Origin of the sequence: Mesorhizobium sp. KACC 23794 (assembly GCF_052180275.1) — a bacterium.
GTDB lineage: Bacteria > Pseudomonadota > Alphaproteobacteria > Rhizobiales > Rhizobiaceae > Kumtagia.
This window is the reverse complement of the sequence record NZ_CP197465.1, coordinates 6,500,852-6,527,352: the sequence shown is the minus strand read 5'-3', so window position 1 is coordinate 6,527,352 and position 26,501 is coordinate 6,500,852. Positions and strand designations below refer to the sequence as shown.

The 26,501-nt window shown below is 61.4% G+C and carries 27 protein-coding genes; 20 read left to right on the top strand and 7 right to left on the bottom strand.

Translation table 11 applies throughout. The annotated features are described in order from the left end of the window. Positions 1-142: 142 nt before the first annotated feature. A complete protein-coding gene (locus ACSBOB_RS31610; protein WP_442579972.1) occupies positions 143-1,381 on the bottom strand; it encodes a calcium-binding protein in 1,239 nt (412 codons plus the stop codon). 324 nt (positions 1,382-1,705) lie between these two features. On the opposite strand from ACSBOB_RS31610, the gene ACSBOB_RS31605 reads away from it, so the two are divergent. Further along, complete coding sequence (locus tag ACSBOB_RS31605) at positions 1,706-2,065, top strand: hypothetical protein (RefSeq protein WP_442579971.1); 360 nt, start codon at positions 1,706-1,708, stop codon at positions 2,063-2,065. A gap of 27 nt (positions 2,066-2,092) precedes the next feature. Continuing rightward, positions 2,093-2,338: a hypothetical protein gene (locus tag ACSBOB_RS31600; RefSeq protein WP_442579970.1), complete on the top strand. Its 246-nt coding sequence runs from the start codon at positions 2,093-2,095 to the stop codon at positions 2,336-2,338. Positions 2,339-2,375: 37 nt separating this feature from the next. Here ACSBOB_RS31600 and ACSBOB_RS31595 read toward each other — a convergent pair whose 3' ends face one another. Next, on the bottom strand, positions 2,376-2,621 hold the full coding sequence (locus ACSBOB_RS31595) for a hypothetical protein (protein WP_442579969.1): 246 nt from the start codon (positions 2,619-2,621) through the stop codon (positions 2,376-2,378). 276 nt (positions 2,622-2,897) lie between these two features. Here ACSBOB_RS31595 and ACSBOB_RS31590 point away from each other — a divergent pair, with 276 nt between their 5' ends. From ACSBOB_RS31590 to ACSBOB_RS31580, 3 genes are read left to right on the top strand one after another with little or no spacing between them, the layout of a single operon-like run. Then, a complete protein-coding gene (locus ACSBOB_RS31590) occupies positions 2,898-3,317 on the top strand; it encodes an HIT domain-containing protein (protein WP_442579968.1) in 420 nt (139 codons plus the stop codon). A gap of 43 nt (positions 3,318-3,360) precedes the next feature. Then, a complete protein-coding gene (nudC, locus tag ACSBOB_RS31585) occupies positions 3,361-4,302 on the top strand; it encodes an NAD(+) diphosphatase (protein WP_442579967.1) in 942 nt (313 codons plus the stop codon). A gap of 31 nt (positions 4,303-4,333) precedes the next feature. Further along, entirely contained in the window at positions 4,334-4,627 is a 294-nt protein-coding gene (locus ACSBOB_RS31580) for a Dabb family protein (protein ID WP_442579966.1), read from the top strand. Positions 4,628-4,669: 42 nt separating this feature from the next. Here the strand turns inward: ACSBOB_RS31580 and ACSBOB_RS31575 are convergent, their stop codons facing one another. Then, the gene (locus tag ACSBOB_RS31575; protein ID WP_442579965.1) at positions 4,670-5,533 is read right to left on the bottom strand and encodes a prephenate dehydratase; all 864 of its coding nucleotides are present in this window, start codon (positions 5,531-5,533) and stop codon (positions 4,670-4,672) included. A 2-nt stretch (positions 5,534-5,535) separates the two neighbouring features. Then, entirely contained in the window at positions 5,536-6,270 is a 735-nt protein-coding gene (locus ACSBOB_RS31570) for a 3-deoxy-manno-octulosonate cytidylyltransferase (protein ID WP_442579964.1), read from the bottom strand. A 194-nt stretch (positions 6,271-6,464) separates the two neighbouring features. On the opposite strand from ACSBOB_RS31570, the gene ACSBOB_RS31565 reads away from it, so the two are divergent. The 7 genes from ACSBOB_RS31565 (at position 6,465) to ACSBOB_RS31535 (ending at position 16,134) form a co-directional block, all read left to right on the top strand. Then, positions 6,465-7,193, top strand: coding sequence for a c-type cytochrome (locus ACSBOB_RS31565; protein WP_442579963.1), 729 nt, complete (start codon positions 6,465-6,467; stop codon positions 7,191-7,193). Positions 7,194-7,337: 144 nt separating this feature from the next. After that, positions 7,338-9,263: an extracellular solute-binding protein gene (locus tag ACSBOB_RS31560; RefSeq protein ID WP_442579962.1), complete on the top strand. Its 1,926-nt coding sequence runs from the start codon at positions 7,338-7,340 to the stop codon at positions 9,261-9,263. Next, positions 9,263-11,140 (top strand): ABC transporter substrate-binding protein, encoded by a 1,878-nt coding sequence (locus tag ACSBOB_RS31555; RefSeq protein WP_442579961.1) that lies wholly within the window; start codon positions 9,263-9,265, stop codon positions 11,138-11,140. The genes ACSBOB_RS31560 and ACSBOB_RS31555 overlap by 1 nt, the downstream gene beginning before the upstream one ends. 87 nt (positions 11,141-11,227) lie before the next feature. Beyond that, positions 11,228-12,334 (top strand): microcin C ABC transporter permease YejB, encoded by a 1,107-nt coding sequence (locus tag ACSBOB_RS31550; RefSeq protein WP_442579960.1) that lies wholly within the window; start codon positions 11,228-11,230, stop codon positions 12,332-12,334. Continuing rightward, positions 12,334-13,485: an ABC transporter permease gene (locus ACSBOB_RS31545; RefSeq protein WP_442579959.1), complete on the top strand. Its 1,152-nt coding sequence runs from the start codon at positions 12,334-12,336 to the stop codon at positions 13,483-13,485. Before ACSBOB_RS31550 ends, ACSBOB_RS31545 begins: the two co-directional genes overlap by 1 nt. Next, the gene (locus ACSBOB_RS31540; protein WP_442579958.1) at positions 13,482-15,113 is read left to right on the top strand and encodes an ABC transporter ATP-binding protein; all 1,632 of its coding nucleotides are present in this window, start codon (positions 13,482-13,484) and stop codon (positions 15,111-15,113) included. The genes ACSBOB_RS31545 and ACSBOB_RS31540 overlap by 4 nt, the downstream gene beginning before the upstream one ends. A gap of 79 nt (positions 15,114-15,192) precedes the next feature. Beyond that, on the top strand, positions 15,193-16,134 hold the full coding sequence (locus ACSBOB_RS31535) for a 2-hydroxyacid dehydrogenase (protein WP_442579957.1): 942 nt from the start codon (positions 15,193-15,195) through the stop codon (positions 16,132-16,134). Positions 16,135-16,183: 49 nt separating this feature from the next. Here ACSBOB_RS31535 and ACSBOB_RS31530 read toward each other — a convergent pair whose 3' ends face one another. The 3 genes from ACSBOB_RS31530 to ACSBOB_RS31520 all read right to left on the bottom strand — a co-directional run bounded on the left by ACSBOB_RS31530 (position 16,184) and on the right by ACSBOB_RS31520 (position 18,072). Continuing rightward, on the bottom strand, positions 16,184-16,723 hold the full coding sequence (locus tag ACSBOB_RS31530) for a TadE/TadG family type IV pilus assembly protein (protein WP_442579956.1): 540 nt from the start codon (positions 16,721-16,723) through the stop codon (positions 16,184-16,186). Positions 16,724-16,863: 140 nt separating this feature from the next. Beyond that, on the bottom strand, positions 16,864-17,478 hold the full coding sequence (locus ACSBOB_RS31525) for a TadE/TadG family type IV pilus assembly protein (RefSeq protein WP_442579955.1): 615 nt from the start codon (positions 17,476-17,478) through the stop codon (positions 16,864-16,866). A gap of 165 nt (positions 17,479-17,643) precedes the next feature. Further along, positions 17,644-18,072, bottom strand: coding sequence for a pilus assembly protein N-terminal domain-containing protein (locus ACSBOB_RS31520; protein WP_442579954.1), 429 nt, complete (start codon positions 18,070-18,072; stop codon positions 17,644-17,646). 332 nt (positions 18,073-18,404) lie between these two features. Here ACSBOB_RS31520 and ACSBOB_RS31515 point away from each other — a divergent pair, with 332 nt between their 5' ends. The 8 genes from ACSBOB_RS31515 (at position 18,405) to ACSBOB_RS31480 (ending at position 26,498) form a co-directional block, all read left to right on the top strand. Further along, positions 18,405-18,572 carry a Flp family type IVb pilin gene (locus tag ACSBOB_RS31515; RefSeq protein ID WP_442579953.1) on the top strand — a complete coding sequence of 56 codons (168 nt, stop codon included), beginning with the start codon at positions 18,405-18,407 and terminating at the stop codon, positions 18,570-18,572. Positions 18,573-18,734: 162 nt separating this feature from the next. Further along, complete coding sequence (locus ACSBOB_RS31510; RefSeq protein ID WP_442579952.1) at positions 18,735-19,256, top strand: A24 family peptidase; 522 nt, start codon at positions 18,735-18,737, stop codon at positions 19,254-19,256. A 195-nt stretch (positions 19,257-19,451) separates the two neighbouring features. Then, positions 19,452-20,264, top strand: coding sequence for a Flp pilus assembly protein CpaB (cpaB, locus tag ACSBOB_RS31505; RefSeq protein WP_442579951.1), 813 nt, complete (start codon positions 19,452-19,454; stop codon positions 20,262-20,264). A 128-nt stretch (positions 20,265-20,392) separates the two neighbouring features. Next, positions 20,393-21,889 (top strand): type II and III secretion system protein family protein, encoded by a 1,497-nt coding sequence (locus tag ACSBOB_RS31500; RefSeq protein ID WP_442583890.1) that lies wholly within the window; start codon positions 20,393-20,395, stop codon positions 21,887-21,889. A 14-nt stretch (positions 21,890-21,903) separates the two neighbouring features. Beyond that, positions 21,904-22,635, top strand: coding sequence for a CpaD family pilus assembly protein (locus ACSBOB_RS31495; RefSeq protein WP_442579950.1), 732 nt, complete (start codon positions 21,904-21,906; stop codon positions 22,633-22,635). 26 nt (positions 22,636-22,661) lie between these two features. Continuing rightward, on the top strand, positions 22,662-23,948 hold the full coding sequence (locus tag ACSBOB_RS31490) for an AAA family ATPase (RefSeq protein ID WP_442579949.1): 1,287 nt from the start codon (positions 22,662-22,664) through the stop codon (positions 23,946-23,948). Positions 23,949-23,978: 30 nt separating this feature from the next. Then, a complete protein-coding gene (locus ACSBOB_RS31485) occupies positions 23,979-25,469 on the top strand; it encodes a CpaF family protein (RefSeq protein WP_442579948.1) in 1,491 nt (496 codons plus the stop codon). Positions 25,470-25,484: 15 nt separating this feature from the next. Continuing rightward, positions 25,485-26,498, top strand: coding sequence for a type II secretion system F family protein (locus tag ACSBOB_RS31480; protein WP_442579947.1), 1,014 nt, complete (start codon positions 25,485-25,487; stop codon positions 26,496-26,498). The last annotated feature ends 3 nt before the right edge of the window (positions 26,499-26,501 follow it).

The following is a 26,501-nucleotide window of genomic DNA, read 5'->3' as shown; positions in this document are numbered from 1 at the left end:
AGGCCACGGCCACGGTCGCCCGTCCAGGCGCGCCGAAGCGCTCTCGTTTCAGATCACGACGAAATCGGCGGCGGTGAGGGCGAGGCCGGGAGCGATCATGGCGAATTTGACAGCCGCAAAACCGGTGCCCGTGCCGTCCGCGTCATAGAACAGCGAGCCGGTGTTCGAATTGTAGAAGATACGGTCGTCGGCATCTCTCGGCGCCAGGAAATTGTCCTCGAACGCCGAAGCGTCCAACGGGCCGGATCCCCAGTGCGATGAAGATCGCGCTGTCGAGCTGGATCTTGTCGTCGCCCACGCTGAAGTCGCCGATCCGGTCGACGTTGCCGGCGCCAAGCGCGGTGGAGAAACGGAAGATGTCGGCCCCGCCCATGCCAAACAGGACGTCGTTGCCGTCGGCTCCATCAAGCACGTTGGCGCCCGCATTGCCGCGCACAAGCTGGGCAAGATCGTTGCCTGTGAGGTTTACCGCGTAGGTGGCGTTGAGCGAGGTGGTGTTCAGATATTCGACGCTGACGCCGTCAGCCAGGACATAGCTCACGCCGGCGCTGACGCGGTCGTTGCCTTCGCCGCCGGCTTCGACGATCACCGCCCCGGCGTTGTAGACCGAATAGCTGTCGTTGCCGACGCCTCCGGCCAGCGTGTCGGACCCGCCGACGCCGCCGTCGTTGAGGATGTTGTCGCCGGCATCGCCGGTCAGTACGTCGGTGAAGAGCGAGCCCCTGAGATTCTCGATGCCGGTCAGCGTGTCGCCGGAAGCATCGCCAAGCGAAATCTGCGGCCCCAACAGGCTGAGATTGACGGTCACGCCAACCGCCGATCCCGCATAGCTGACGGTGTCGTTGTCGGCGCCGCCGTTCAGCGTCTCGATCAAGGCGCCGCCGATCAAGGTGTCGTTGCCGTCCTCGCCGTTCAGCGTCGCCGCGCCGCTGAGAGTGTCGTTGCCGGCAAGGCCGTCCAGAGTGCCGGTGCCATTTCCAGTCAAAGCATCGTTGAACGCCGAGCCTACGGCATTGGTGATGCCCGTCAGCGTATCACCCTGGGCATCACCGCCCGTGCCGATGCCGGCGGACCCGGTGAGGGCGTCATCGCCTGCCGACCCGATCAGGCGCTCGATGCCGGTCAGCGTGTCGCCTTGGGCGTCGCCGCCGCTGCCGGTTCCGGTTGTGAGGTTGACGGTCACGGGTGCGGCGGAGCCGGAATGGTCCGCCGTATCCGTTGTCCCTGCCCCTCCTTGCAAGGAGTCGGCTCCCCCGCCGCCGATCAGCACGTCGTTCCCGGCACCGCCGAGGCCGTTGATCTCGTCGTCGCCAAGGCCGGTGAGAATCCCCAGCAGGCCGGGCAGCGTGTCTTTGCCGGCAGTTCCGTTGAATGTTGCCATGACAATCTCCGGTAGCTATCGCCGCAGGGATGCTGTCATGGCAATGACGATATCCGATATTGAAAATGCACGCAGGGATTGTGGGCAGTTGTATTTCCGATTGCGAATATATAACAATTTTTTATAGCTTGATAGAATTCCAGTATATAAACATCATGATGTAAAAAAATGGAGTTTAGGGCTCAGGTAAATTGTACTTAGGTACAAAAAATGTCTCGATCCGCAGAAAAGCGTGATCAGGGTGGCGGACTTGGCGGAAAATTATTTTACAACTATCCCGATATACGAATCGGTATCCGCCCTGATCTTCCGTAGCCGTCAAGCATGAAAAAAGATCGCCAGATAGCATCGTATCCGCTCGAATGCGACTTGACCGAATGGCTTGCAAAGCTACTTGAAATGAGCAAAGGCTTTGGTGTCGCGGATGTGCGACGTGCGGCTTGGGGACGACTATGTCAATGGGTGGCCCATACGCCTGTCGATTATACGTCCTGGTCGGCGGACTTTCCCGGGGCCGACCGCGAAAGCGGTGTTTATGGGGGTGTGAGTGTGACTGTGGATGATCTGGGAGACACTCTCTGGAACGCTGTCTTTCGATGGAATGGAAATGCCGGATCGATGGCGGCCCTGGTTTTAGGTACGGATGCGATTCCGATTTGTGCGGGTTACGACGGGAAGCTGTAGCCGTCCGGAGACGAAAAGCAGCAATCGATGCATGAGGTGTCAGACGTGAATACACCTATTTGCCAGGATACCCGGGAAAAACTCGTTCACGTGCATTCGATGCTGCGGGAGTTGAAAGCCATCGTGGAGGTGGAGCGTTGCGACATGCTGGCCCACCTGATCGAGATGGCCTATCTGGAATCGGGCGATATCCTGCGAGGTCTGCGCCCGCCGCGCTCCGGCGGATTTCATTGGTCTTCCGCCCCCCGCGCGACGTCAAACAAAGGCAAATAGCCCGCCGCTCGACAGGCATATTGGTCAGCTAGAGTGACTACCGGTCGTCGGAAACGCAGCCGGATGGCCGTTCGTCTCGATGTTGTATGCCGACGGAAGACCGTACGGAACGCGCAACCTCGAGAAGGTGAAGCAACGGTTCGTCGCCGATGACCCATTTTTCATTGCGGACCATTTCGGCCAGCGCATCAATGAACTCGTCCCCTTTCCGTTCGAAAAGCAGACGGTTCAACAGCAATCCTGCTTTTGCATCGGGGGCCGCAGGTCGGTTCGTCTTCGGCACTCTCAGGTTCTCCTCATCCCCGGCACACGGAAACAGTGCGAAAACTACTAAATCCGTCTATCACGACATTAAGGACCGGTTAAGCACGAGGAAGAAATTTAATGTCGCGATTGTGAAATTTCGTTCTGAAGAATCTACCGCCGAAACTGTCGAAAGTCGACCGTGCATATGATCGCGGAACGCCTGCCGGATGTTTTGCCGGTGTGCTCGCCAATCATTCGCTTGCAGGCACACGGCGCTGCATCTAGCTTCCTCCGAAACACAGGGGAAACGCCGATGCTGCCTGGCCTCAAGGCCGGTTTTGAACTCGACGCCCGGCTGGATGCCGACAGCGTGTCGCTGATGTGGCTCGGCCTGTGCGAACTTCGGCTGATGAACGACCGGCGCTGGCCCTGGTTGGTGCTCATTCCACAGCGTCCGGGCATCGAGGAATTGCACGACCTCACCCCTCTCGACCAGGCGATGCTGACCTTCGAGACCAATATGGTCGCGCAAGGACTGAAGCGCGCCACCGGCTGCACCAAGATCAATTCCGGTGTGCTCGGCAACATCGTTCGCCAATTGCATGTCCATGTGGTGGCTCGCTCCGAGGGCGACCCGAATTGGCCGGGTCCCGTATGGGGCTTCGGGACGCGCGAACCTTACAAGCCGCACGAGAAGCACAGCTTCATCGACAAGGTCCGGGCGGCGCTGTAGGGTTGAGGCCCCGACTCATTCCGCTAGTCATTCTGTTTCAGCCATGACCTTCCGCCTTTTCGACGCGCCCGAGCGCGAGCCCAGCCAGTTTGTCGGTTTCGCCGGCAATCGCATCGACCGCCAAGCTGAAAAGCGCAGCGATGCGGCCGTCCGGCAGACGCTTGCCGATCCGGTCGCGCGCATCATGCTGGTGCGCGGCGGACGTTCGTATCTGAAGCTTAACGGCGGCGGGTTCGAAATCTATTTCGCGCAAGGCGAGGCCGAAGCTCTCGGCGCGGAAATTGCCGAAGCGATCCTGCTCGGTGTCGACGAGCGCGGCCCGGTTCTTGCGGTCACCGCAGGTGTCGAACCTGAGCAACTGCCGGAAACCATCAAGGCGATCGACTATCGCTCGGTCTATACGCAGGGCCTTCTCGGCCCCTCCGAGATCGGCGCGCTGGCGCAGGCGGCCTCGTTGCTCGCCTGGCACGCCAACCACCAGTTCTGCGGGCGCTGCGGCAACAGGACGGAAATCCGCGCCGGCGGCTACAAGCGGCATTGCCCCAATTGCGGCGCCGAGCATTTTCCGCGCACCGACCCGGTCGCCATCATGCTGACGGTGACGCGCGAAAAATGCCTGCTTGGGCGTGGCGCGCATTTTGCGCCGGGCATGTATTCCGCACTGGCCGGCTTCATCGAGCCAGGTGAGACCATCGAGGCGGCGGTTCGCCGCGAGACGCTGGAGGAGGCGGGCATAAGACTGGGGCGCGTCGTCTATCACGCAAGCCAGCCCTGGCCGTTCCCCTATTCGCTGATGATCGGCTGCTTCGGCGAGGCGCTGAACGAGGATATCGTACGCGACGAGGCGGAACTGGAAGACTGCCGCTGGTTTTCCCGAAACGAGGTGCTGGCAGCACTCGCCAAGAGCCATGAAGGCGGCGTCTTCGTGCCGCCCTCGGGCGCGATCGCCTATCATCTCATCCGCTTCTGGGCCGAAAACCCTTGAGCGTCATTATCATGCCGAAAGGGGAGATCGCATGATCCGCCATACCGTCGTGTTCACGCTCAGGCACGAATCGGATTCGTCCGAGGAGGGCGCTTTCCTGACTGAGGCGAAGAAACTCGCCGATATTCCCGGCGTCGAGAAGTTCGAGCAGCTTCGCCAAGTCAGCCCCAAGAACGATTTTCGCTTCGGCTTCTCAATGGAGTTCGCCGACCAGGCCGCCTATTCCGGCTACAACGACCATCCTTTCCACGTCGCCTTCGTGCGCGACCGCTGGGTGCCGGAGGTAGAGAAGTTTTTGGAGATCGACTACGAGCCGCTGGGGTGAGAGCGGGACTCCGGAAGAGGAAGACCGCTCCCGGAGGTCGGTTCAGTCCGCAACGTTCCACTCCTCGCGCGAATCGCTGCGCGGATAGACGCCGAGGATGCGTACTTCTTTGGAGAAGAAGCGCAACTCGTCCAGTGCGTTCTTGACGCTGGCATCGTCCGGGTGCCCTTCGATGTCCGCGTAGAACAGCGTCGCGGTGAAGGCGCCGAGCTGGTAGCTTTCCAGTTTGGTCATGTTGACGCCATTGGTGGCGAAGCCGCCCATCGCCTTGTAGAGCGCCGCCGGCACGTTGCGGACGCGGAAGACGAAGGTTGTCATCATGCGGGCATCGGCGGAGGGGCGCTCGACCCACTGCTTGCTGCGGGTCAGCACCACGAAGCGCGTCACGTTGCTGTCGGTGTCCTCAACATTCTCCTCGATAATGTCGAGCCCGTAGAGGCTGGAGGCCAGCCTCGGCGCAAGTGCGGCCATGCTGCGGTCGCCGATCTCGGCGATGAGTTTCGCCGCGCCGGCCGTGTCGCCGGCGACAGTCGGCTTCCAGCCGTTCTTGCGGATGTATTTGCGGCACTGGCCAAGCGCGTGGATATGGCTGTGGACGGTCTTGATCTCTTTTCTTGACACGCCGGGCAGCACCATCAACTGGAAATGGATCGGCAGAAAATATTCGCCGACGATATGCAGCTTCGATTCGGGCAGGAGATGATGGATGTCGGCGACGCGCCCGGCGATCGTATTCTCGATCGGGATCATGGCAAGGTCGGCCTTGCCGGTCTCCACCGCGTTGAATGCATCCTCGAAGGTCGGGCAGGGCAGCGGCTCCATGCTGGGGAACATGTTGCGGCAGGCCGTGTCGGAATTGGCGCCGGGCTCGCCCTGGAACGAGATGCGGTTGGTCTTGTCGGCCATGGTCAGACTTTCCCGCTAAGGACTTCACGCGCCCGTTCGAGGTCTTGGGGTGTGTCGACGCCGAGCGGCACCGCACCGACGATCGCGGCATCGATGCGCATGCCCGCCTCCAGCGCCCGCAACTGCTCCAGCCGCTCGCGCTTTTCGAGCGGAGAGGGTGGCAGGGTGACGAAGCGGGCGAGCGCCGCGCGGCGATAGGCGTAAAGCCCGATATGATGATAGAGCGGTCCGTCGCCCCAGGGCGCGGTGGCGCGGGTGAAATACAGCGCCCTGAGCCGAGCCGACGGCAGCGCCGAGCCGACGATCTTCACGACATTCGGGTTGGTGCGTTCTTCTTCGCGGACGATTTCCACACCGAGCGTGCCGATGTCGACCGCCGGGTCGTCGAGCGGCGAGAGCGCAGCGGCGATGGTTGCGGGCTCGATGGTCGGCAGGTCACCCTGCACGTTGATGACGATATCGACGCGCTCCTGAGGATCCAGCGCCGATAGCGCCTCGAAGATCCGGTCGGAGCCGGATTCGTGATCGGTGCGGGTCATCACCGTCTCGAAGCCATGCGCCCGGACTGATTCGGCTACGGCTTGCGTGTCCGTCGCCACCACGACGCGGCCGAGCCCGCTTTCGGCCGCGCGCATTGCGACATGCACGATCATCGGCTTGCCGGCGATGTCGGCAAGCGGCTTTCCCGGCAGGCGCGTCGAGGCCATGCGGGCAGGGATTAGGATGAGATTGGTCATGGTCCGGGGGGCGATGCGAAAGGGTTGTCCAAAGTGGCAAAAGGTCTCACGGCGAGCGCCCTTATAGGAGTTGCAACGACCAAGCAAAAGACCTAGTTTCCCGCCGACCTGACCGGGCGGCTTCCCGGTCGCGGCATCGTGCCCGCGTGCCGGAAATGCACGGCCGAGAGGGGCAGATCAGGAGCCTGGAGCGGATGGACTCTTTCGAATTCAACAAGGTGATCGGCGGATTGCTGGGGGCGGTCTTCATCGTCTTTTCGATCTCATTGGTTTCGGATGCGATCTTCGCGGCTCCCGCGCCGGAAAAGCCCGGCTTTATCATCGAGGCCACCGAGGAAGCGCCGAGCGGCGGTGGCGAGGCGGCGGCGGCCGAGCAGTCGGTGCTTCCGCTGCTGGCCACAGCCAGCGCCGAGGCGGGTGCGGCGGTGTTCAAGAAGTGCGCGGCCTGCCACACCGACGACAGCGGCGGCGCCAACAAGGTCGGCCCGAACCTCTGGGGCGTGGTCAACCGCCCGGTCGCCTCGCATGCCGGCTTCGCCTATTCGGCGGGGATGAAGGAATTCGCGGACGGCGGCAAGACGGTCTGGGACTACGAGCATCTCGACCATTTCCTCGCCTCGCCCAAGGCGCTGGTGAAGGGCACGGCCATGGGCTTCGCCGGCTTGAAGAAGGTCGAGGATCGCGCCGCCGTGATCGCCTATCTGCGCACCACCGCCGACAGCCCGGCGCCGCTGCCGGAGGCATCAGCCGCCCCGGCGGCTCCTGCCGCCGAGAATGTGTCGGCTCCGGCCGATGCCGCCAAGCCGGCCGATGCCGCCAAGCCGGCCGAAGCTGCCGCGCCGGCCGAAGCTGCCGCGCCGGCCCCGGCGGAAGCGGCTCCGAAACCAGCCGAACCGGCGCCTGCACCAGCGCCGGCCCAATGACAAATTTGTAATTCGCAAAATCATGAAAAAGCCGGGTTCTGCCCGGCTTTTTTGCTATCAAGGATACGCTGACACGAGGCGCCATGTTTTGATTGGCGTTTCGTGGCGTGGTGATGTGACCGAAGACGATCAGGGAGAGTGTGGATGACGGTGTTGCCGCTTGCGAGAAAACTGGTTCCGGCGCTGACGGCGATCCTGCTCGCCGTGACGGCGGCCCAGGCCCAGGAGTGGCAGACGTCGTCCTCGCTGATGGGCGAAACCAAATACGGCAAGGATTTTCAGCGCTACGATTACGTCAATCCAGACGCGCCGAAAGGCGGCACGCTGAATCTGGTCGCTTCGGGAACGTTCGACAGCTTCAATTCCTATATCGTGCGCGGCGCGCCGGCGGCCGGCCTCGCGCAATTTGGCGGCGGCCTGCTTTACGATACGCTCATGGAGCAGGCGATCGACGAACCGAGCGTCAGCCATCCGCTGATTGCAGACGCTTACAAATACCCCGCCGACTATTCTTCCGCGACCTATCGGCTCGATCCGCGTGCCAAGTGGCACGACGGCCAACCGATCACCGTCGACGACGTCATCTGGTCTTTCAACGTGCTGAAGGCTAACAGCCCGATGTACAACCGCTATTATGAGAACGTGACCGAGGCGGTGGCGCTCAACGACCGCGAGGTGGAGTTCCGTTTTGACCAGAAGGGCAATCGCGAACTGCCTAAGATCATCGGCGATATGGTTGTTCTGCCGAAGCACTGGTGGGAAGGCACGGACGCCAGCGGCAAGAAGCGTGACATATCCCAGCCGACGCTGGAGCCGCCGCTCGGCTCCGCCGCATACAAGATCGATAGCTTCAAACCGGGCTCGGAGATCATCTGGAAACGCGTCGACGACTACTGGGCGGCGAAGCTGCCTGTGAAGGTCGGGCGCGAGAATTTCGACACGCGTAAATACATCTATATCCAGGACGACAATGCCGCCTGGCAGGCCTTCACCAAGGGTGGCTTGGAGGACATCCAGGCCGAGAACAGCTCGCGGCGCTGGGCAACCTTCTACAACTTCCCGGCGTTCAAGGCCGGAGACGTCATCAAGCAGGAGTTCGAGGCGACGTCACGGGCGTCGATGCAGGGCTTCGTCATGAACATGCGGCGGCCACTGTTCCAGGACCGGAAGGTGCGTGAGGCTCTGACCTATGCCTTCGACTTCGAGACGATGAACCGGACCATCTTTTTCGGCTTCAACACCAGGGTGAACAGCTACTTCGTTGGCAGCGAACTGGCGTCGAGCGGTCTGCCTAAAGGCAAGGAGCTGGAAATCCTGAACCAGTACAAGGACCAACTGCCTCCCGAAGTGTTCACCACCGAATACAGGTTGCCGGTTTACGAGCAGCCGAAAGCACAGCCCAACGATCGGCCACAGCCGACGCCTGCCAGCCCGCCGGAGCCGGAGCGAGCGCATCTGCGCGAAGTCGTCAGGCTTTTTGCCGAAGCCGGCTGGAAGATCCAGGGCGGCAAGATGGTCAACGAAAAGACCGGCCAACCTTTCAGCTTCGAGATTCTCGGCAATAATGACACCGACGGCGTGATCGCCAATCCTTATATCAACATGCTGAAGAAGGTGGGCGTGACCGCTACGCTGCGGATTGTCGACCCGAACCAATATGTCGACCGGGTCAACAATTTCGATTTCGACATGCTGACGTCCGTTCTTTCTCAGTCGGAATCGCCGGGCAACGAGCAGCGGGACTTCTGGTCGTCCAAGGCGGCCGACACGCCTGGTTCGCGAAATCTCTCAGGCATCAAGAACCCGGTCGTCGATGCGTTGGTGGACAAGGTGATCTTTGCGACCGACCGGGAGGACCTTGTTGCCGCCTCCAACGCACTCGACCGTGTACTGCTGTGGAACTTCTACGTCGTCCCCCAATACACCCGTCCGGTTGTCTGGCTGGCTTATTGGAACAAGTTCGGCATCCCGGAAAAGCAGCCGACCTATGTCGGCCCCGATATCGATTCCTGGTGGATCGATCCGGAAAAGGAAAAGGCGCTGGCAGCAAAGTACAAGGGCGTCAATTGATGTGCGCTTCGCGCCGCGATTTTCTGGCGGGCGCCGGTGCGGCGCTCGCCGTCCCATTGCTGCCGAAGAAAATCTTCGCGGCCAGTCCGACGGGCAAACCGCTGCACGGGCTTTCGGCCTTCGGCGATCTGAAATACGGCCCGGATTTCCAGCATTTCGACTATGTCGATCCGGACGCTCCGAAGGGCGGTACGTTCAATTTTCAGCCGCCGAACTGGGTCTACAACCAGAATGTCCAGACCTTCAACACGCTGAACAGCTTCGTTGCACGCGGCGATGCGCCGCCGCGCATGGAGATGTGTTTCGATTCGCTGATGACCAACAAGTCGAACATGGCCCTCGACGAGCCGGATGCGGTGTATGGTCTGCTTGCCGAGAGCGTCGTCATCTCGGATGACCGCAACAGTTTCGAATTCACGCTGCGGGACGGCGTCCGTTTCCATGACGGCTCGCCTTTGACTGCCGAGGACGTCGCCTTCACCTACGGTCTGTTCAAGGCGGATGGACATCCCGACCTGCTGCTGACGCTCACCGAGATGACCGAGGCGGTGGCGCTGGATTCCCGGCGGGTGAAGCTCACCTTTTCCGGAAAACACTCCGAGCGCGTTATCCTGAACGCGGTCCAGTTTCCGGTCGTCTCGAAGGCATACTTCACCGAGAACAAGTTCGATGGCGCCGGCCTGAAGGCGCCTTTGGGTTCCGGGCCATACAAGGCCGGCCGCGTCGTTGCCGGCCAGAGCATCGAGTACGATCGCGTGCCCGATTATTGGGGCAGGGATCTGCCCGTCAATCGCGGCGTCTACAATTTCGATCGATTGCGCATCGAGTTCTACAGCGAACGCCAGGCGGCGTTCGAAGCGTTCAAGAAGGGCGATATCCTTTTCCGCCAGGAATTCGTGTCTCGCACCTGGGCGACCGCGTACGACTTTCCGTCGATCGTCCAGGGCAAGGTCGTCAAGCGTGAATTTGCCGGCGAGAAGCGTCCGTCCATGCAGGCGATGGCGATCAACCAGCGCCGCGAGCGCTTCCAGGACGTCCGCGTGCGCCGGGCGATCGCCATGTGTTTCGACTTCGAATGGACGAGACGCAACCTGTTCTATGATTCATACGAGCGCTCACAATCTTGCTTCGAGCGATCGGACTACAAGGCAGAAGGCCTGCCCTCGCCGGACGAACTCGCCTTGCTGGAGCCGTTGCGCGACAAGCTTCCAGCGGAAGTCTTTGGCGAGGCTGTCATCCAGCCTGTTTCCAACGGGTCGGGCAGGGACCGGAAATTGCTGGGGGCGGCCTCGAAACTGCTTGCCGACGCCGGGTGGAAACGCTCCGGGACGCTTCTCGTCAACGACAAGGGCGAGACGCTGACGCTGGAACTCCTCGATGACGAAGACAGTCTGGCCCGCATCCTTTCACCCTGGGTGGAGAACATGCGGGCGATCGGCATCGATGCGTCGATACGCCTTGTCGATTCGCCCCAGTTCCAGGCACGCAAGTCCGACTTCGATTTCGACGTTGTCATGATGGCGCTGTCCTTCAACGCGACGCCGACGATGGATGATCTCGAGACGATCTTCCATTCGCGATCGGCGAAACTCGCCTCGTCGCGCAATCTGCCGGGTACGGCCGACCCCGCGGTCGACGCTCTGGTCACGGCTGTCGGCAAGGCCGCCGACCGGAAAAGTCTCATTGTCGCGATGCGCGCGCTCGACCGGGTCTTGCGCGCGCGGCAGGACTGGATTCCAAACTGGTATTCGGCGAATCACCGCGCCGCCTTCTGGGACATGTTCGGCTACAAGGAGCCGAAGCCGGATTACGGTTTCCCCGTCGAGTCGCTGTGGTGGTTCGACAAGGACAAGGCGGCGGCGATTGGGAAAGCTTGAGATACCTTCCGGAGCGATAGGCATCGCGCAAGGCCGATTGCTGGGCGGCGCGCGTCGGACGAAAATCCGGAAGGCAGGTTTGGCCTGATGGGCGCCTATATCCTCCGCCGCATCCTGCTGATGATCCCGACCCTGTTCGGCATCATGGCGATTTCGTTTGCCGTGATCCAGTTCGCACCCGGCGGTCCGGTCGAACAGGTGATCGCCAAGCTGACCGGGCAGGGCGGCGACGCCGCGGACCGCCTGTCGGGCGGCGGCAGCGACCTTGGCGGCGGCAACAACAATTTCGACGCCGGCGGCGATTCTTCCTCGAAATATCGCGGCGCGCAGGGCCTCGATCCGGAGTTCATCAAGAAGCTGGAAAAGCAGTTCGGCTTCGACAAGCCGCCGCTGGAACGCTTCGGCCTGATGTTGTGGAATTACATGCGCTTCGACTTCGGCGAGAGCTATTTCCGCGACATCGGGGTGCTGGAACTGATCCTCGAGAAGATGCCGGTTTCGATTTCGCTCGGGCTGTGGATCACGCTCCTGTCCTACCTGATCTCGATCCCCCTCGGCATCCGCAAGGCGGTCAAGGACGGGTCGGCCTTCGACACCTGGACCAGTGGCGTGATCATCATCGGCTACGCGATTCCGGGATTCCTGTTCGGCATCCTGTTGATGGTGCTGTTTGCCGGCGGCTCGTTCTGGGACTGGTTTCCGCTGCGTGGGCTGACCTCCGACAATTGGGACCAGCTTTCCTGGCCGGACCGCATCATCGACTATTTCTGGCACATCACCTTGCCGCTGACAGCGATGGTGCTGTCGGCTTTCGCCACCTCGACGCTGCTCACCAAGAATTCCTTCCTGGACGAAATCCGCAAGCAATACGTCGTCACCGCAAGGGCCAAGGGCCTGTCGGAGCGGCAGGTGCTCTACGGCCATGTCTTCCGCAACGCCATGCTGATCGTCGTCGCCGGCTTTCCCGGCGCCTTCATCTCGGTGTTCTTCACCGGGTCGCTGCTGATCGAGAACATCTTCTCGCTGGACGGGCTCGGGCGGCTCGGCTTCCTCTCCATCCTTCAACGCGACTATCCGGTGGTCTTCGGCACCCTCTACATCTTCTCCCTCATAGGGCTTTTCGTCGGCCTGATCTCCGACCTCACCTACACCTGGATCGATCCGCGCATCGATTTCGAACGGCGGGATGTCTGATGAGCGATATCCAGCTGAAGGTCGGGGTGGAGACCATGCGTGAAGAGTCGGCAAGGCCATGGCTTTCGCCGCTCAATCTGCGGCGCTGGGACAATTTCAAGGCGAACCGCCGCGGCTACTGGTCGTTGTGGATATTCCTCATCCTGTTCGTGTTGTCGCTGGGCGCGGAATTTATCGCCAACGACAAGCCGATCCTCGCCTCCTACAAGGGCGAGATCCTGTTCCCCGTCCTTGTCGCCTATCCGGAGGAGAAATTCGGTGGCTTCTACGCCGTCACGGACTACCGCGATCCGGTCATCCAGGATGAGATAAGGGCCAATGGCTGGATGATCTGGCCGGCGATCCGCTACTCCTACGGCACCGTGAACAACGAGATTCCGGAAGCCGCGCCCAGCAAGCCATCATGGCTGTTGTCGAAGGAAGAGCGTTGCGCGCGTTATCCGCAAGGGGTTGACGACGAGAACTGCACGCTCGGCAACTGGAACTGGCTGGGAACCGACGACCAGGCGCGAGACGTGCTTGCGCGCAGCATATACGGCTTCCGCATCTCCGTGCTTTTCGGCTTGATTCTTACCATCGGCTCGTCCGTCATCGGTGTCGCGGCCGGCGCCGTTCAGGGCTATTTCGGCGGCTGGACGGACTTGCTGTTCCAGCGTTTCATAGAAATCTGGTCGGCGATCCCGGTTCTCTATTTGCTGCTGATCATTTCCGCGATCCTGCCGCCTGGCTTCTGGATCCTGCTCGGATTGATGCTGGTCTTCTCCTGGGTCTCGCTGGTCAGCGTGGTTCGCGCCGAGTTCCTGCGCGCCCGCAATTTTGAATATGTCAACGCAGCGCGCGCTCTGGGCGTGCCCGACCGCACCATCATCCTGCGCCACCTCTTGCCGAACGCCATGGTGGCGACCCTCACTTTCCTGCCATTCATCCTGAACGGCTCCATATCGACCCTCACCTCGCTTGACTTCCTCGGCCTCGGCCTGCCACCCGGCTCGCCCTCGCTCGGCGAATTGTTGAAGCAGGGCCAAGGCAACCTCAATGCTCCCTGGCTGGGATTCTCCGGCTTCTTCGTCATCGCCATCATGCTGTCGCTGCTGATCTTCATCGGCGAGGCGACGCGCGACGCCTTCGACCCGAGAAAGACGTTCAAGTGAGCGACGCCCCTCTCCTATCCGTGCGCGATCTTTCGGTCGCGTTCGCCCAGGGCGCCAGGGTCACCACGGCGGTCGACCACATCTCCTTCGACATCGCCAAGGGCGAGACGGTTGCGCTGGTCGGCGAGTCCGGCTCCGGCAAGTCCGTCTCGGCGCTGTCGATCCTGAAGCTTCTGCAATACCCGATGGCCAGCCATCCGTCGGGGCAGATTCTGTTCGGCGGCCAGGACCTTCTGGCGTTGAGCGAAAAGGAACTGCGCAGGGTTCGCGGCAACAAGATCACCATGATTTTCCAGGAGCCGATGACCTCGCTCAATCCGCTGCACACGATCGAGCGGCAGATCGTCGAGATCCTGCAACTGCACAAGGGAATGGGCGACCGTGCTGCCCGTGCCCGGACGCTCGAAATGCTGCACGAGGTCGGCATCCGCGATCCGGAGAAGCGCCTGGACGCTTATCCGCACCAACTATCCGGTGGACAGCGCCAGCGCGTCATGATCGCCATGGCGCTGGCCAACGAGCCGGCACTTCTTGTCGCCGACGAACCGACCACCGCGCTCGACGTCACCGTGCAGGCGCAGATTCTCGAACTGCTGGCCGGACTGAAACAGAAGAACGGCATGTCGATGCTGTTCATCACGCATGATCTCGGCATCGTCCGAAAAATCGCCGACCGCGTCTGTGTCATGACGCAGGGCAAGATCGTCGAGCATGGTCCGACGCAGGAGATCTTCGCCAATCCGCAGCATGCCTATACCAGGCATCTGCTCGCCGCCGAGCCGAGGGGCAAGCCGCCGGTGGCCGATCTCGCGGCGAAACCGGTCATGATCGGCGACGATATAAAGGTCTGGTTCCCGATCAAGCAGGGGTTCTTCCGCAAGACCGTGGACCATGTGAAGGCGGTGGACGGCATCGACGTAACCGTCCGCGCCGGACAGACGCTTGGCGTGGTCGGCGAATCGGGGTCGGGCAAGACGACGCTGGGGCTTGCGCTCGCCCGCATGATCTCGTCCACAGGCACGATCAATTTCAATGGCCAGGACATCGACAAGCTGTCGTTCAAGGCGATGCGGCCGCTGCGGCGGGAACTGCAGATCGTCTTCCAGGATCCTTTCGGCTCGCTCAGCCCACGCATGGCGATCGCCGAGATCATCGAGGAAGGGCTGAAGGTTCATGAGCCAGCCCTCAGCGCGGGCCAGCGCGACAAGCGGGTGGTCGACGTGCTCAAGGAGGTCGGGCTCGATCCGGAGACCCGGTTCCGATATCCGCACGAATTTTCCGGCGGCCAGCGCCAGCGCATCGCGATTGCCCGCGCCATGGTGCTCAATCCGCGCTTCGTCATGCTGGACGAACCGACTTCGGCGTTGGACATGAGCGTGCAGGCGCAGGTGGTGGACCTGCTGCGCGCCCTGCAGGCCAAGCACAATCTCGCCTATCTGTTCATCAGCCACGATCTGAAGGTGATCAGGGCACTGGCCAACGAGGTGATCGTCATGCGCAACGGCCAGATCGTCGAGCACGGACCGGCGGTCGATATCTTCGAGCGCCCAAAGACCGACTATACGAGAGCCCTGATCTCGGCTGCTTTCCGCATCGAGACCGCACCCACCGGCATTGTCAGCGAATGATGCGGGCAGCGGAGCCGCTTAGCCCCTTGCGCGAACTCACCATTGGATATTAATCGAATCCGGCAGGAGGAGTAGCCGCATGGAAAAGGGCAAGGTCCTGCTCTCGGTAACCGGATTCAATCCGCAGCGCTGGCACGAATTGCTGTCGGCGCGAAGGCAGGTCGTCGTCGAGCCGGAGGGGCCGGCCGATCCGTCGATCAGCTATGCCGTTGTATGGAAGCAGCCGCCGAACATCCTTTCGGCGCTTCCCAATCTCAAGGCGATCTTCTCGATCGGCGCCGGCGTCGACCATATCCTCGCGGACCGCACGGTTCCGGACGTGCCGATCGTGCGGGTGGTGGACCCCAATCTGGCGCAGCACATGACTGAATATGTCGTCTGGCGCGTGCTCGACCATCATCGCTTCGGCTCACTCTACCGCGCGCAGCAGAAGCGCAAGATCTGGCGCGAACCGCCACAGCGCACCGCCGGTGATGTATCGGTCGGCATCATGGGGCTGGGCAGCCTCGGCCGGGCGGCGGCACGCGCCCTTCTTGGCCTTGGATTTCGCGTCAACGGCTGGAGCCGTTCGGAACGTCCGGTGGATGGCGTCGCGACCTTTGCCGGCGATGCAGGACTGCGGCCTTTCCTGAACGCCACTGACATTCTGGTCGTGCTGCTGCCGCTGACTGCGGCAACCCGCGGGATCGTCGACTATGGCTTGCTGAAGGAACTGCGCAAGCGCAACGGGCTCGGCGGCGCGGTGCTGATCAATGCCGGGCGCGGTAAGCTGCAGAAGGACGACGACATCCTGCGGGCGCTGGAGGACGGAACCTTGAAGGAGGCCAGCCTTGACGTATTCGAGGTCGAACCGCTGCCGAAGACCAGTCCGCTTTGGGGGCATCCGAAGGTGTTCGTGACGCCGCACGCGGCCGCCACGTCGGACCCGAATTTCCTCGTGCCGCCGATGCTTGCGCAGATGGATGCGCACGACCGGGGGGAGGCGCTGCGGGAACTGGTGGACAGGCAGGCAGGCTATTGAGACACGGCGGCAGCAGCGGCTGAAAATCCCTGCCGAAGCTGTCGCGACCTCAGCAGCCGGTGCAGGGAATGGTGGTACTCGCAACACGTGGGCTGAGATAATAGACCTCGCGCATGGCGATATCGCTGAACGCGGAGGTTATTCCCAGCACAGGTTCCTGGTCTGCGGCCCAGGCAATTATCGGCGTGTAGCAAAGCTTGCTTTCCACACGGATCAGGAAAGTGCCCGGGATGTTCAGCAGCGGCGGGACGACGATCGCATTTTTGTCGTCGTCCTTGAACTTCTCGCAAGCTGTCCCGGTCCGCGTTCGCGACCACAGGACATTCACTTGGGAATTGGGGGCGGGTGTGATCTCGATTGCGGTCGCGACGATGATCGGATCGCTCCGATTGTAGGGTTGGAGTGTCGATTCGCCGATCTCCATGATCGCGTCCAGTTGCGCCGCGGTGATCGTGTCCTGCTGCGTGATCAGGTCCGCCACCATGCTGGCGATGCGCCCAACCTTCTTGTTGACTTCGATGCCTTGTGTCGCTTCCACGGTGAGGAAATACATGATCATCATGAGCGGCGCGATGAGGGCAAATTCCACGGCCCCGACGCCGCGTCTGTCCGACAGCAGCCTCACGAAAATGCGACGCAGATCGGATGCCGGGCGGCATATCGCTTCGCGTATAGTCATTGCCGTCGATTGCCCAAACAGCTTCACTGTCGATATCCTCCCGCAAAGGGCTAGTTGTTGAAGGGTTCGTTCTGCCAAACGGCGACGGACATCAGGAGCATCTCGCCGTCGGAGGTGTTATTTATACTATATTTCAAATAATCGGTTAAAATTGGCCATTTGTAATATACACGCAACATGTTTATTGTACCGGCGGCACCTAGGAGGCTATCAAAGCCGGTCGGGCTGAACGAGGCATTCCGTGAAGATTTGATCTTCGCCACTTCTTGGGCCGCCAAGGCGAAGGTAGTGTATTGCCGAAGGTCAAAGTAGAGGTCTGTTTCCGAGCAATCGTCGCCGACCATGATTTCAATCTTCTCGCAAAGCATCTGCCTCAGCTTATCCTTGCTCACTTCGGCGGTTTTATATTGCCCGGTACGGAGCTGCCGGGCCACGTCGTCGGTGGCATTGGCAAGAACCTGCCCTGCGCCAAAGGAGATGCAGCTTTCGATGATGGCGACGATCATGATCAGGAAGGGGCCCGCCAGGACGGCGAACTCGATGGCAGTCACACCGCGTGCATCCACGAAGAAACGCTGGAACAGCCTTCTGAACGGTCCTCTCCCGAAGGTCTTTTCCATCTGGATAGCGGCGCCCATCGCTTTGTTGCCCATACGCTTCATCATATGCAGAGCTTAGCGCAAACCCGTTGAGGCCCCGTTCTTCCGACCGCTAAAATAGATGCGGATACGTTCACGGCCGCGTAACCTATGACGCGGCCGTGTGGGGTGTGCTCGAACGGGCTGCCGGCGCTAAGTCGCTAGCGCCTCGTGTACTGCATGCTATGATGGTTATTGCGCTGAGTTGGTTTCGCTTTCCGATACGCGCTCGGCGTCGGATTTGTAGGAACTCTCGCAGAAAGGCGTGCAGGACAAGGTCTGTATCTCCGCGCGCCTGTATACGCGCACGGACGATGCCGTCTGGCGGGCGACTGTGATCATCTCGTCGACGATCGGGTTGCCTTCGTTGTCCAGCACCACGAGATTGGTGACGCCGAATCCCTTGCCGGTGAGAACGATGGTTGTCGAATCTTGCACCGCCGCGTCTGCGATGCCCGGATTTCCGACCACGATCGTGTCGGCGGGGCGCGCCAGCTTGACGATCTTCGCCTGATTCATCACCACCTCGATGCCGCCATCGGCTTGTGCCGGCATGACGGCGTAGGCGGCGAGTGTTGCCAGCACGCCGAGGATCTGCAGGGAGTTCTTCAAAACGGGCATCGGGTTCTCCAGACGATACGGATTCCTTACCGAAAATGAACGATATTGGTGAACCAAGCGTTAAGTGGCGCCGCGAGGCCCGAGGCCGAGCTCATCGGCAGGGGACGCCTTGATGTCTGAAAAACTTGCAAGGACTTAGTCGCGTTAAAATTTTACTACAATTCTTCACTTATCCAGCGGTTAACCACGCGGGGCGCAGCGCCGGCGAAACAATTCGGTAAGGCTGTTTATTAAGCGCATTGAAAGAGCTTCCCCGTAGATTGCAATCATCCGATCAACCACCAGAAAAGTTGACGGAAGTGCTGTAACACGTGGAGTGAAGGATCTCTAAAATGTCGAAGCTTTTTTCCCGCTTTGTGAAGGACGAATCCGGCGCGACCGCCATCGAATACGGTCTGATCGCCGCTCTCATCGCTCTGGCTATCATCGTCGGTGCCGGCACCTTGGGCAATACGCTGAACGCGAAGTTCGACGAGATCTCCACCAAGCTGAACCCGTAAGCTCTTTGGAGCTTGCGTGACGAAGCTGCTGTAGGTCAGTGAGGGCCGCCCCGCTTGGGGCGGCCTTTGCCGTTGAACGTACAGCGCCCGCAGTCGCATCGTTTCATTGCTGTTAACGCAGCGGACTTATGACTGGACCTGAAGACAACGGTTGCCGGACGTATGCTTGAGGCCGCGATATTCGTAGTGTTTCCGTTCTGCATGGCGTTTGCGGCCATATCCGACATGCTGTCGATGACCATCGCCAATCGTGTGGCTATCGTGCTCGTCGCGACTTTCGCGATCTTGGCTCCCCTGACCGGAATGGACTGGACGACCTACGCCTGGCACTTTGCTGCACTCTTTGCGGTGTTACTCGTGACCTTCGCGCTCTTCGCCCTGGGCGGCATGGGTGGCGGCGACGCCAAGTTGCTCGCGGCGACCGCCCTCTACATGGGCATGAGCATACAACTCGTTCAGTATCTGGTCGTCTCCGCTTTCCTGGGCGGGCTGCTGACCATCGCTATCCTGAGCTTTCGCAGCTCCGCGCTGTCCGTCTATACAGGTCGCAACCTGTTCCTGAGAAATTTCACGGATGCCCAGAAGGGCGTCCCCTACGGCATAGCGCTGGGAGCCGGTGGTCTGCTGGCCTATCCCGGCTCGCCCCTCATGGTCTGGGCCATCGGCCGGCTTGCCGGTAACTGAGCAAGCATCGCCTCAACTGGCGAATGACGATGGCGGCTGCGGCCGCCCTTTGCGTTCTTAGGGTTCCGTTCAGTCGTGTTTAAAGAAACTTAAAATTAATCATGATCGTTTGCATAGCGTTAACCGTAATTTGACGATTGCGGCTGCAAGTTCCGCCTTGGCTTGAAGGAATTTCCAAGTGCGGGGTTGGAACAGATGGCAGCATCGCGACTGATCATTCTGGGCGTGGCTGTGGCCGCGGCGGGTGGTGCGGGATACGTTGCGAAGAACATGTCGGCAGCGCCGCCGGCACAGATCGTCGTCGAGCAGGGACCGTCCCAGCCAGCGGTCGCGGTGACGGAGGTCCTCGTGGTTTCCGGCGATGTGCCGATGGGAGCGAGTGTCGGCGATCAGCTGTCCTGGCAGGAATGGCCGTCAGCCGGGACGAACGACAAGTTCATCACCCGCGAGACCGAGCCGAATGCGCTCGACGAACTCAAGACCGCCATAGCGCGTGTCCCGATCTATGCCGGCGAGCCGCTGCGCCGTTCCAAGCTCGTCGGCGAGGGCCAGAGCTTCATGTCGTCGATCTTGCCGTCGGGATACCGGGCGATCGCAACGCAGATCTCGGCGGACACCTCGGCCGGCGGCTTCATCCTGCCAAACGATTTTGTCGACGTCATCATGACGCGCCGCGCCGAAGCCGGCTCGGCAACGGGCTTCATCACCGAGACGATCCTGCAGAACATCAAGGTTCTGGCGATCGATCAGACCATCCAGGAAGACGAGGAAGGCAAGAAGGTCAAAGTCGGCGAAACCGCTACGCTGGAACTTACGCAGCAGCAGGCGGAGATCATCACGGTCGCCCAGCAGATGGCGGACAGGCTGACGCTGGCATTGCGCTCCGTCGCCGACGCGCAGCAGCCGGCCGCCGATGAAGCCGATTACCTCGTCACCGGCAACGGCAAGCGCGGAACCGTCCGCCTGATCAAATCCGGCGAAGTTTCCGAAGTGGGAGCAAGGAAATGAACTCACAGATGGAACCGGCGGCGAAGGCAGCCGCGCGCGGCGTTCCCATGACGATCCTTAGAAAGGCGACCTCGGTCGCGGCGGCGTGTGCCATTCTCATGCCGGGCACCGGGTTGCCCGGCATAACAATGGCGAATGCCGGTTCCAACCTGGTTGCCGTTGGCCCGACGCAGCGCGACAGCCAGCGCATCAAGCTTGGACTGAACAAGTCGGTGGTCATCGATCTGCCGACTGATGCCTACGATATTCTCGTCGCGAACCCCGGGGTCGCCGATGCCGTGACGCGCACCGCCCGCCGCATCTACCTTTTCGGCAAGGCTGTGGGCGAAACCAACATCTTCGTGTTCGGACCCAATGGCGAGCAGATCGCCAGCCTCGACCTCCAGATCGAACGCGACGTGGCTGGCCTCGAGGACTACATCAAGCGCTTCATCCCGACGTCCGATATCACGGTCGAACTGCTGAACGACAACGTCGTCCTGACCGGCACGGTCGATACGCCGCTCGATTCCAAGCGTGCCGCGGATCTCGCGACCATCTTCGTGAGCGGTGGCGAAGCGACGACCGGTCAGTACTCCCAGACCGCGTCCGGCGGCTCCAGCGACAGCGGCGTCGCCATCGACAACCCGGACGCGTCGCGCCGCGTCAGCCAGATCGTCAACCTGCTGCAGATCATCGGAGAGGACCAGGTCACGCTCAAGGTGACTGTGGCCGAGGTCAGCCGTACAGTCTTCAAGCAACTCGGCGTGAACCTAATCGCCGGCGGCGACTCCAACGGCATCAGCTGGGGCGCGATCGCGGAATCGTCCTTCGGCCTCGGTAAGCCATTGTCCGCTACGGGTTTGGCGTTCGGCAGTTCGCTGATCGACGGTTACGTCAACGCCATGGAGCAGGCCGGCATCATGAAAACGCTGGCCGAGCCGACGCTGACGGCCGTGTCCGGCGAGAAGGCGACGTTCAAGGTCGGCGGCGAGTTCAATCTGGTCACCGGGCGGAGCAGTGCGGTCTCCGACGACAACAAGACCGGCCAGACCACCTACACAGTCGAGAAGCTCGAATACGGCATAGGGCTGGAATTCATTCCGGTCGTGCTCTCGCCGGGCCGCATCAGCCTCAAAGTGAGAACCTCGGTTTCGGAGCCGACAACCGAAGGTTCAGTAATCTTCGAAGCAGGCCCTGCCCGCAAAAGTCCGGGCCTGCTCGGTGGAATTTTCGAGCCGCGAGGCAACTTGCAGGGCACCAACATGCTGTCGATCCGCAAGCGCCTGGCCGACACCACGGTCGAGCTGCCTTCCGGCGGCTCGATGATGATCGCCGGCCTGGTCCGCGACGACGTGCGTCAGGCGATCCAGGGTGTGCCTGGCCTCTCCAAGATCCCGGTGCTGGGCACGCTGTTCCGCAGCCGCGACTTCGTCCGCAACGAGTCCGAACTCGTGATCATCATCACGCCGTACCTGACCAAGCCGGTGGCGCGCAACGCGCTTGCCAAGCCGGACGACAATTTCAATGCCGCGAGCGACGGCGCGGGCATGTTCCTCGGCCGCGTCAACCGCGTCTACGGGACCATGAAGACCGACAGGCCGAACGGCCAGTACCACGGCATGGTCGGGTTCATCTACAAATGATCGGGAAACGGGCCATGATCAAGAAGACCTACGAGACGAGACCGCTCCCAATGCGTTCCGGCGCGAGCATCCTGCGAAGGCCGGCAATGGCGCTGACAGCGGCGATCGCGGTGGCCTTGATGGCCGGCTGCGCGGCCAAGACCGACAGCGTGACCGTCGGGTCCGTGCCCGACGACTACAGGACCAATCATCCCATCTTCATCGCCGAAAAGGAACAGGTCATCGACCTGCCGGTCGGCGCCAGCGATCGCGGCATGACCAAGATGCAACGCACCGCGCTTGGCGGCTTCCTCAGTGATTATGACCGCAACGCTGCTCCCGTCGTCAACATCCTGGTGCCGATAGGCTCCTACAATGAAGCCGCGGCATCACGAGCAGGCGCTGACTTCGCGCAGTTTGCCAAGAGGCATGGCGTGCCGGGCAGCCGGATTGCCGTATCCTCGTATCAGGCGACGTCGGTCGACGCATCCGCGCCGGTACGGGTGATGTATACCGCCATGACGGCCCAGACCAACAAATGCGGGCGTTGGCCGGAAGACATCGCCAACACCAGCGAAAACAAGCACTACGCGGATTTCGGCTGTTCCTATCAGAATAACCTCGCCGCCCAGATCGAGAATCCTGCCGACCTGCTCGGCCCGCGCAAGATGACGGACGTGGACGCAGAACGCCGCGGCAATGTCATCGACGCCTACCGCAACGCACCGGTCTGGGTCGATAGTGCCGTGCGCGAAGTCGAGTATTAACGGTTGGGGCGCAAGGGGGCATTCATATGAGCAATCTGGCTTACGATTCGGTCCTCGACAGCGGGCACTCATCGGAAGGCGACGCCTCGGCGATGTATGCCTTGCGCCCGGTGCCTCGTGTCTCGATCCAGGCCTTCTGCGAGACGGACGGCATCGCCGTGCCGATCGAGCGGGCCGGCGAGGACAGGCGCATGTCCAAGGCGCATCTGAAAATCCACATGGGTGGCATCCCCACCGCCGTCGAGTTCTACCAGAGCGCGCCGACGCCCAACCTGATCATCGTCGAATCGCGTAGCGAGCCGCGCCAACTGCTCGGCAGCCTCGGCGAGCTTGCCGAGCTTTGCGATCCGAGCACCAAGGTCGTCGTCATCGGCCATTACAACGACGTCGCGCTCTATCGCGATCTGATCAAGGCCGGCGTTTCGGAATACATGGTCGCACCGATCTCGCTGGCCGACATCGTCGGCGTCATAACCAACATCTTCGTCGACCCCGAGGCCGATCCCATCGGCCGTTCGATCGCCTTCATCGGCGCCAAGGGAGGCGTCGGCTCCTCGACGATCGCCCATAATGTCGCGTGGACGATGTCCAACCTCTTCAGTTCCGAAGTCGTCGTGGCCGATCTCGATCTCGCCTTCGGCACGGCCAACATCAATTTCGACCAGGACCCGGCGCAAGGCATGGCCGAAGCGGTATTCTCGCCCGAGCGCATCGACGAGGTCTATTTAGACCGCCTGCTTGCGCAATGCGCCGAGCGCCTGTCGCTGCTGGCCGCCCCCTCGACGTTGGACAGGGTCTATGACTTCGACACCGACGCCTTCTCGCACATCATCGAGACCGCCCAGCGCAGCGCACCGCTCGTCGTGCTGGACATGCCGCATGTCTGGACCGGATGGAGCAAGCGGACGCTCACGCAGGCCGACGAGATCGTCATCACCGCCACGCCGGAACTCGCCAATCTGCGCAACACGAAGAATTTCGTGGATATGCTGAAGAGGATGCGACCGAACGATGCGCCGCCGAAACTGATCATCAACCAGGCCGGCGTGCCCAAGCGCACCGAGATTTCGGTCGCCGATTTCTCCGACCCATTGGGTCTCACGCCGATCAGCGTCATTCCCTTCGATCCGCAGATATTCGGCAATGCCGCCAACAACGGCCGCATGCTCGGCGAAATGGACGCCAAGCATGCGATCGTCCAGGCGATCAACGAGATCGCTCATGTGCTGACCGGCCGCAGCGAGATCAAGGCGAGAGCCAAGCCCGGCATTTCCGGCATCCTCGGGAAACTCAAGCTGAAGAAGAAAAAGTAATCTTTCCGAAGCACAGAACGGCAGAAGATCATGTTTGGTAGACGAGGCAATGACGACGGAATACGGGGCAAACCCGAATTCCGCGCTCCCGCGCCGATGGGCTCGCCTCCGCCGGCGGGCGACACGGCGACTTTGCCGCCGCGGCAAGCGGAAGCAAGGCCATCCGCCCCGATCGCTCCGCCCCGCCGGTTGGAAGCTCCTCCGCCCGTCGAGGTCCGCAAGGCCCAGCGCGAAAAGAGCGAGACCTATTACGACACCAAGTCCCAGGTGTTTTCGGCGCTGATCGATACGATCGACCTGTCGCAACTTGCCAAGCTCGATCCCGAGAGTGCGCGGGAGGAAATCCGCGACATCGTCAACGACATCATCGCGATCAAGAATTTCGTGATGTCGATCGCCGAGCAGGAGGAATTGCTCGACGATATCTGCAACGATGTTCTCGGTTTCGGACCGCTCGAGCCGCTGCTTGCCCGCGACGACATCGCTGACATCATGGTGAACGGCGCCAAGAGCGTCTATATCGAAGTCAACGGCAAGGTCGAACAGACCGGTATCCGGTTTCGTGATAACCAGCAGCTTCTCAATATCTGCCAGCGCATCGTCAGCCAGGTCGGCCGGCGCGTCGACGAATCCTCACCCATCTGCGACGCTCGCCTTCCCGACGGTTCGCGTGTCAACGTCATCGCGCCGCCGCTGTCCATCGACGGCACGACGCTCACCATCCGCAAGTTCAAGAAGGACAAGCTGAAGCTCGACCAGCTGGTCAAGTTCGGCGCGATATCGCCGCAGGGTGCGGAAATCCTGAAGATCATCAGCCGCGTCCGCTGCAACATCGTGATTTCGGGTGGCACCGGCTCCGGCAAGACCACGCTGCTCAACTGCCTGACCAACTATATTGATCGCGACGAGCGTGTCATCACCTGCGAGGACTCGGCGGAGCTGCAGCTGCAGCAACCGCACGTAGTGCGCCTCGAAACCCGCCCGCCCAATCTCGAGGGCGAAGGCGAGATCACCATGCGCGACCTGGTCAAGAACTGCCTGCGCATGCGGCCTGAGCGCATCATCGTCGGCGAGGTGCGCGGACCGGAAGTCTTCGACCTGCTGCAGGCGATGAACACCGGTCACGACGGTTCGATGGGAACCATCCACTCCAACAGCCCGCGCGAGTGCCTGAACCGCATGGAGGCGATGATCGCCATGGGGGGTTATTCGCTGCCGCAGAAGACGGTGCGCGACATCATCGTCGGTTCGGTCGACGTTATCATCCAGGCCGCGCGCCTGCGCGACGGTTCTCGCCGCATCACCCACATCACCGAGGTGATAGGCATGGAAGGCGACGTCATCATCACCCAGGACCTCGTCCTCTATAACATCAAGGGCGAGGATGCGTCGGGCAAGCTGACGGGCGAGCATGTCTCAACTGGTATCGGCCGCCCCCATTTCTGGGACCGCGCCCGTTATTTCGGCGAGGAACAGCGGCTCGCCGCTGCACTCGAAGCAATGGAAAAGCGGGCGGAATAGCCGGAAAGGGCCGTCATGTTCGGCTTGGATGCAACGATACTGGCGTTCGTCGTGCTTGCCGGCCTAAGCGCTGGGGCGGTCGCCTATGCTTTCCTGTTCAATCGCATCGCGACGGAAAAGGCCGTTGACAGGCGCCTCGGCACGGTGAAGCGTGCCGATACGGACCGCGCGCTCGTCAAGGCGTCGCGTGAGCGGCAGGTGGAAGTCGCCAAGCGCCGCAGATCGCTGCAGGACTCGCTGAAGGATCTCGACGAGAAGCAGAAGGTTCGCGACCACAACGTCAAGAAGCCGCCGCTGCGCATTCAGCTCAAGCAGGCCGGTATCGGCATTTCGGTCGAGCGCTTTTATGTCTATTCGGCCCTGGCAGGCATTGCGCTTACGGCGGTCGCCTTTCTGGCGGGGTTGCCGCTGCTGATCCTGCCCGGTGTGCTATTGGCCGGCTCGCTGGGCCTGCCGCGTTGGGTGGTGTCCTTCGCCAGGGCCCGCAGGGTCAAGGCCTTCCTCAACGAGTTTCCCAACGCGCTCGACATCATCGTCCGCGCTGTCAAGTCCGGCCTGCCGCTCAATGACGGCATCCGGCTGATCGCCAGCGATTCGCCCGAGCCGGTGAAGAGCGAATTCCGCCGGATCGTAGAGTCCCAGCAGCTCGGCATGTCCATACCCGACGCGGCCATGCGCATGCCCGAGAGCATGCCTTGTACCGAGGCCAGTTTCTTCGGCATCGTCATCCAGATCCAGAGCCAGGCGGGCGGCAATCTTTCGGAAGCGCTCGGCAATCTCTCCCGCGTCTTGCGCGACCGCAAGAAGATGAAGGCCAAGGTGCAGGCCCTGTCTATGGAAGCCAAGGCGTCCGCCGCCATCATCGGCTCCCTGCCGATCATCGTGGCGTGCCTCGTCTACCTGTCGAGCCCCAGCTACATCATGCCATTGTTCACCACCACCACCGGCAACATCATCCTCGGCGTCGCCGGCCTTTGGATGGGAATCGGCATCTTCGTGATGCGACAGATGATGAATTTCGAGGTCTAGACC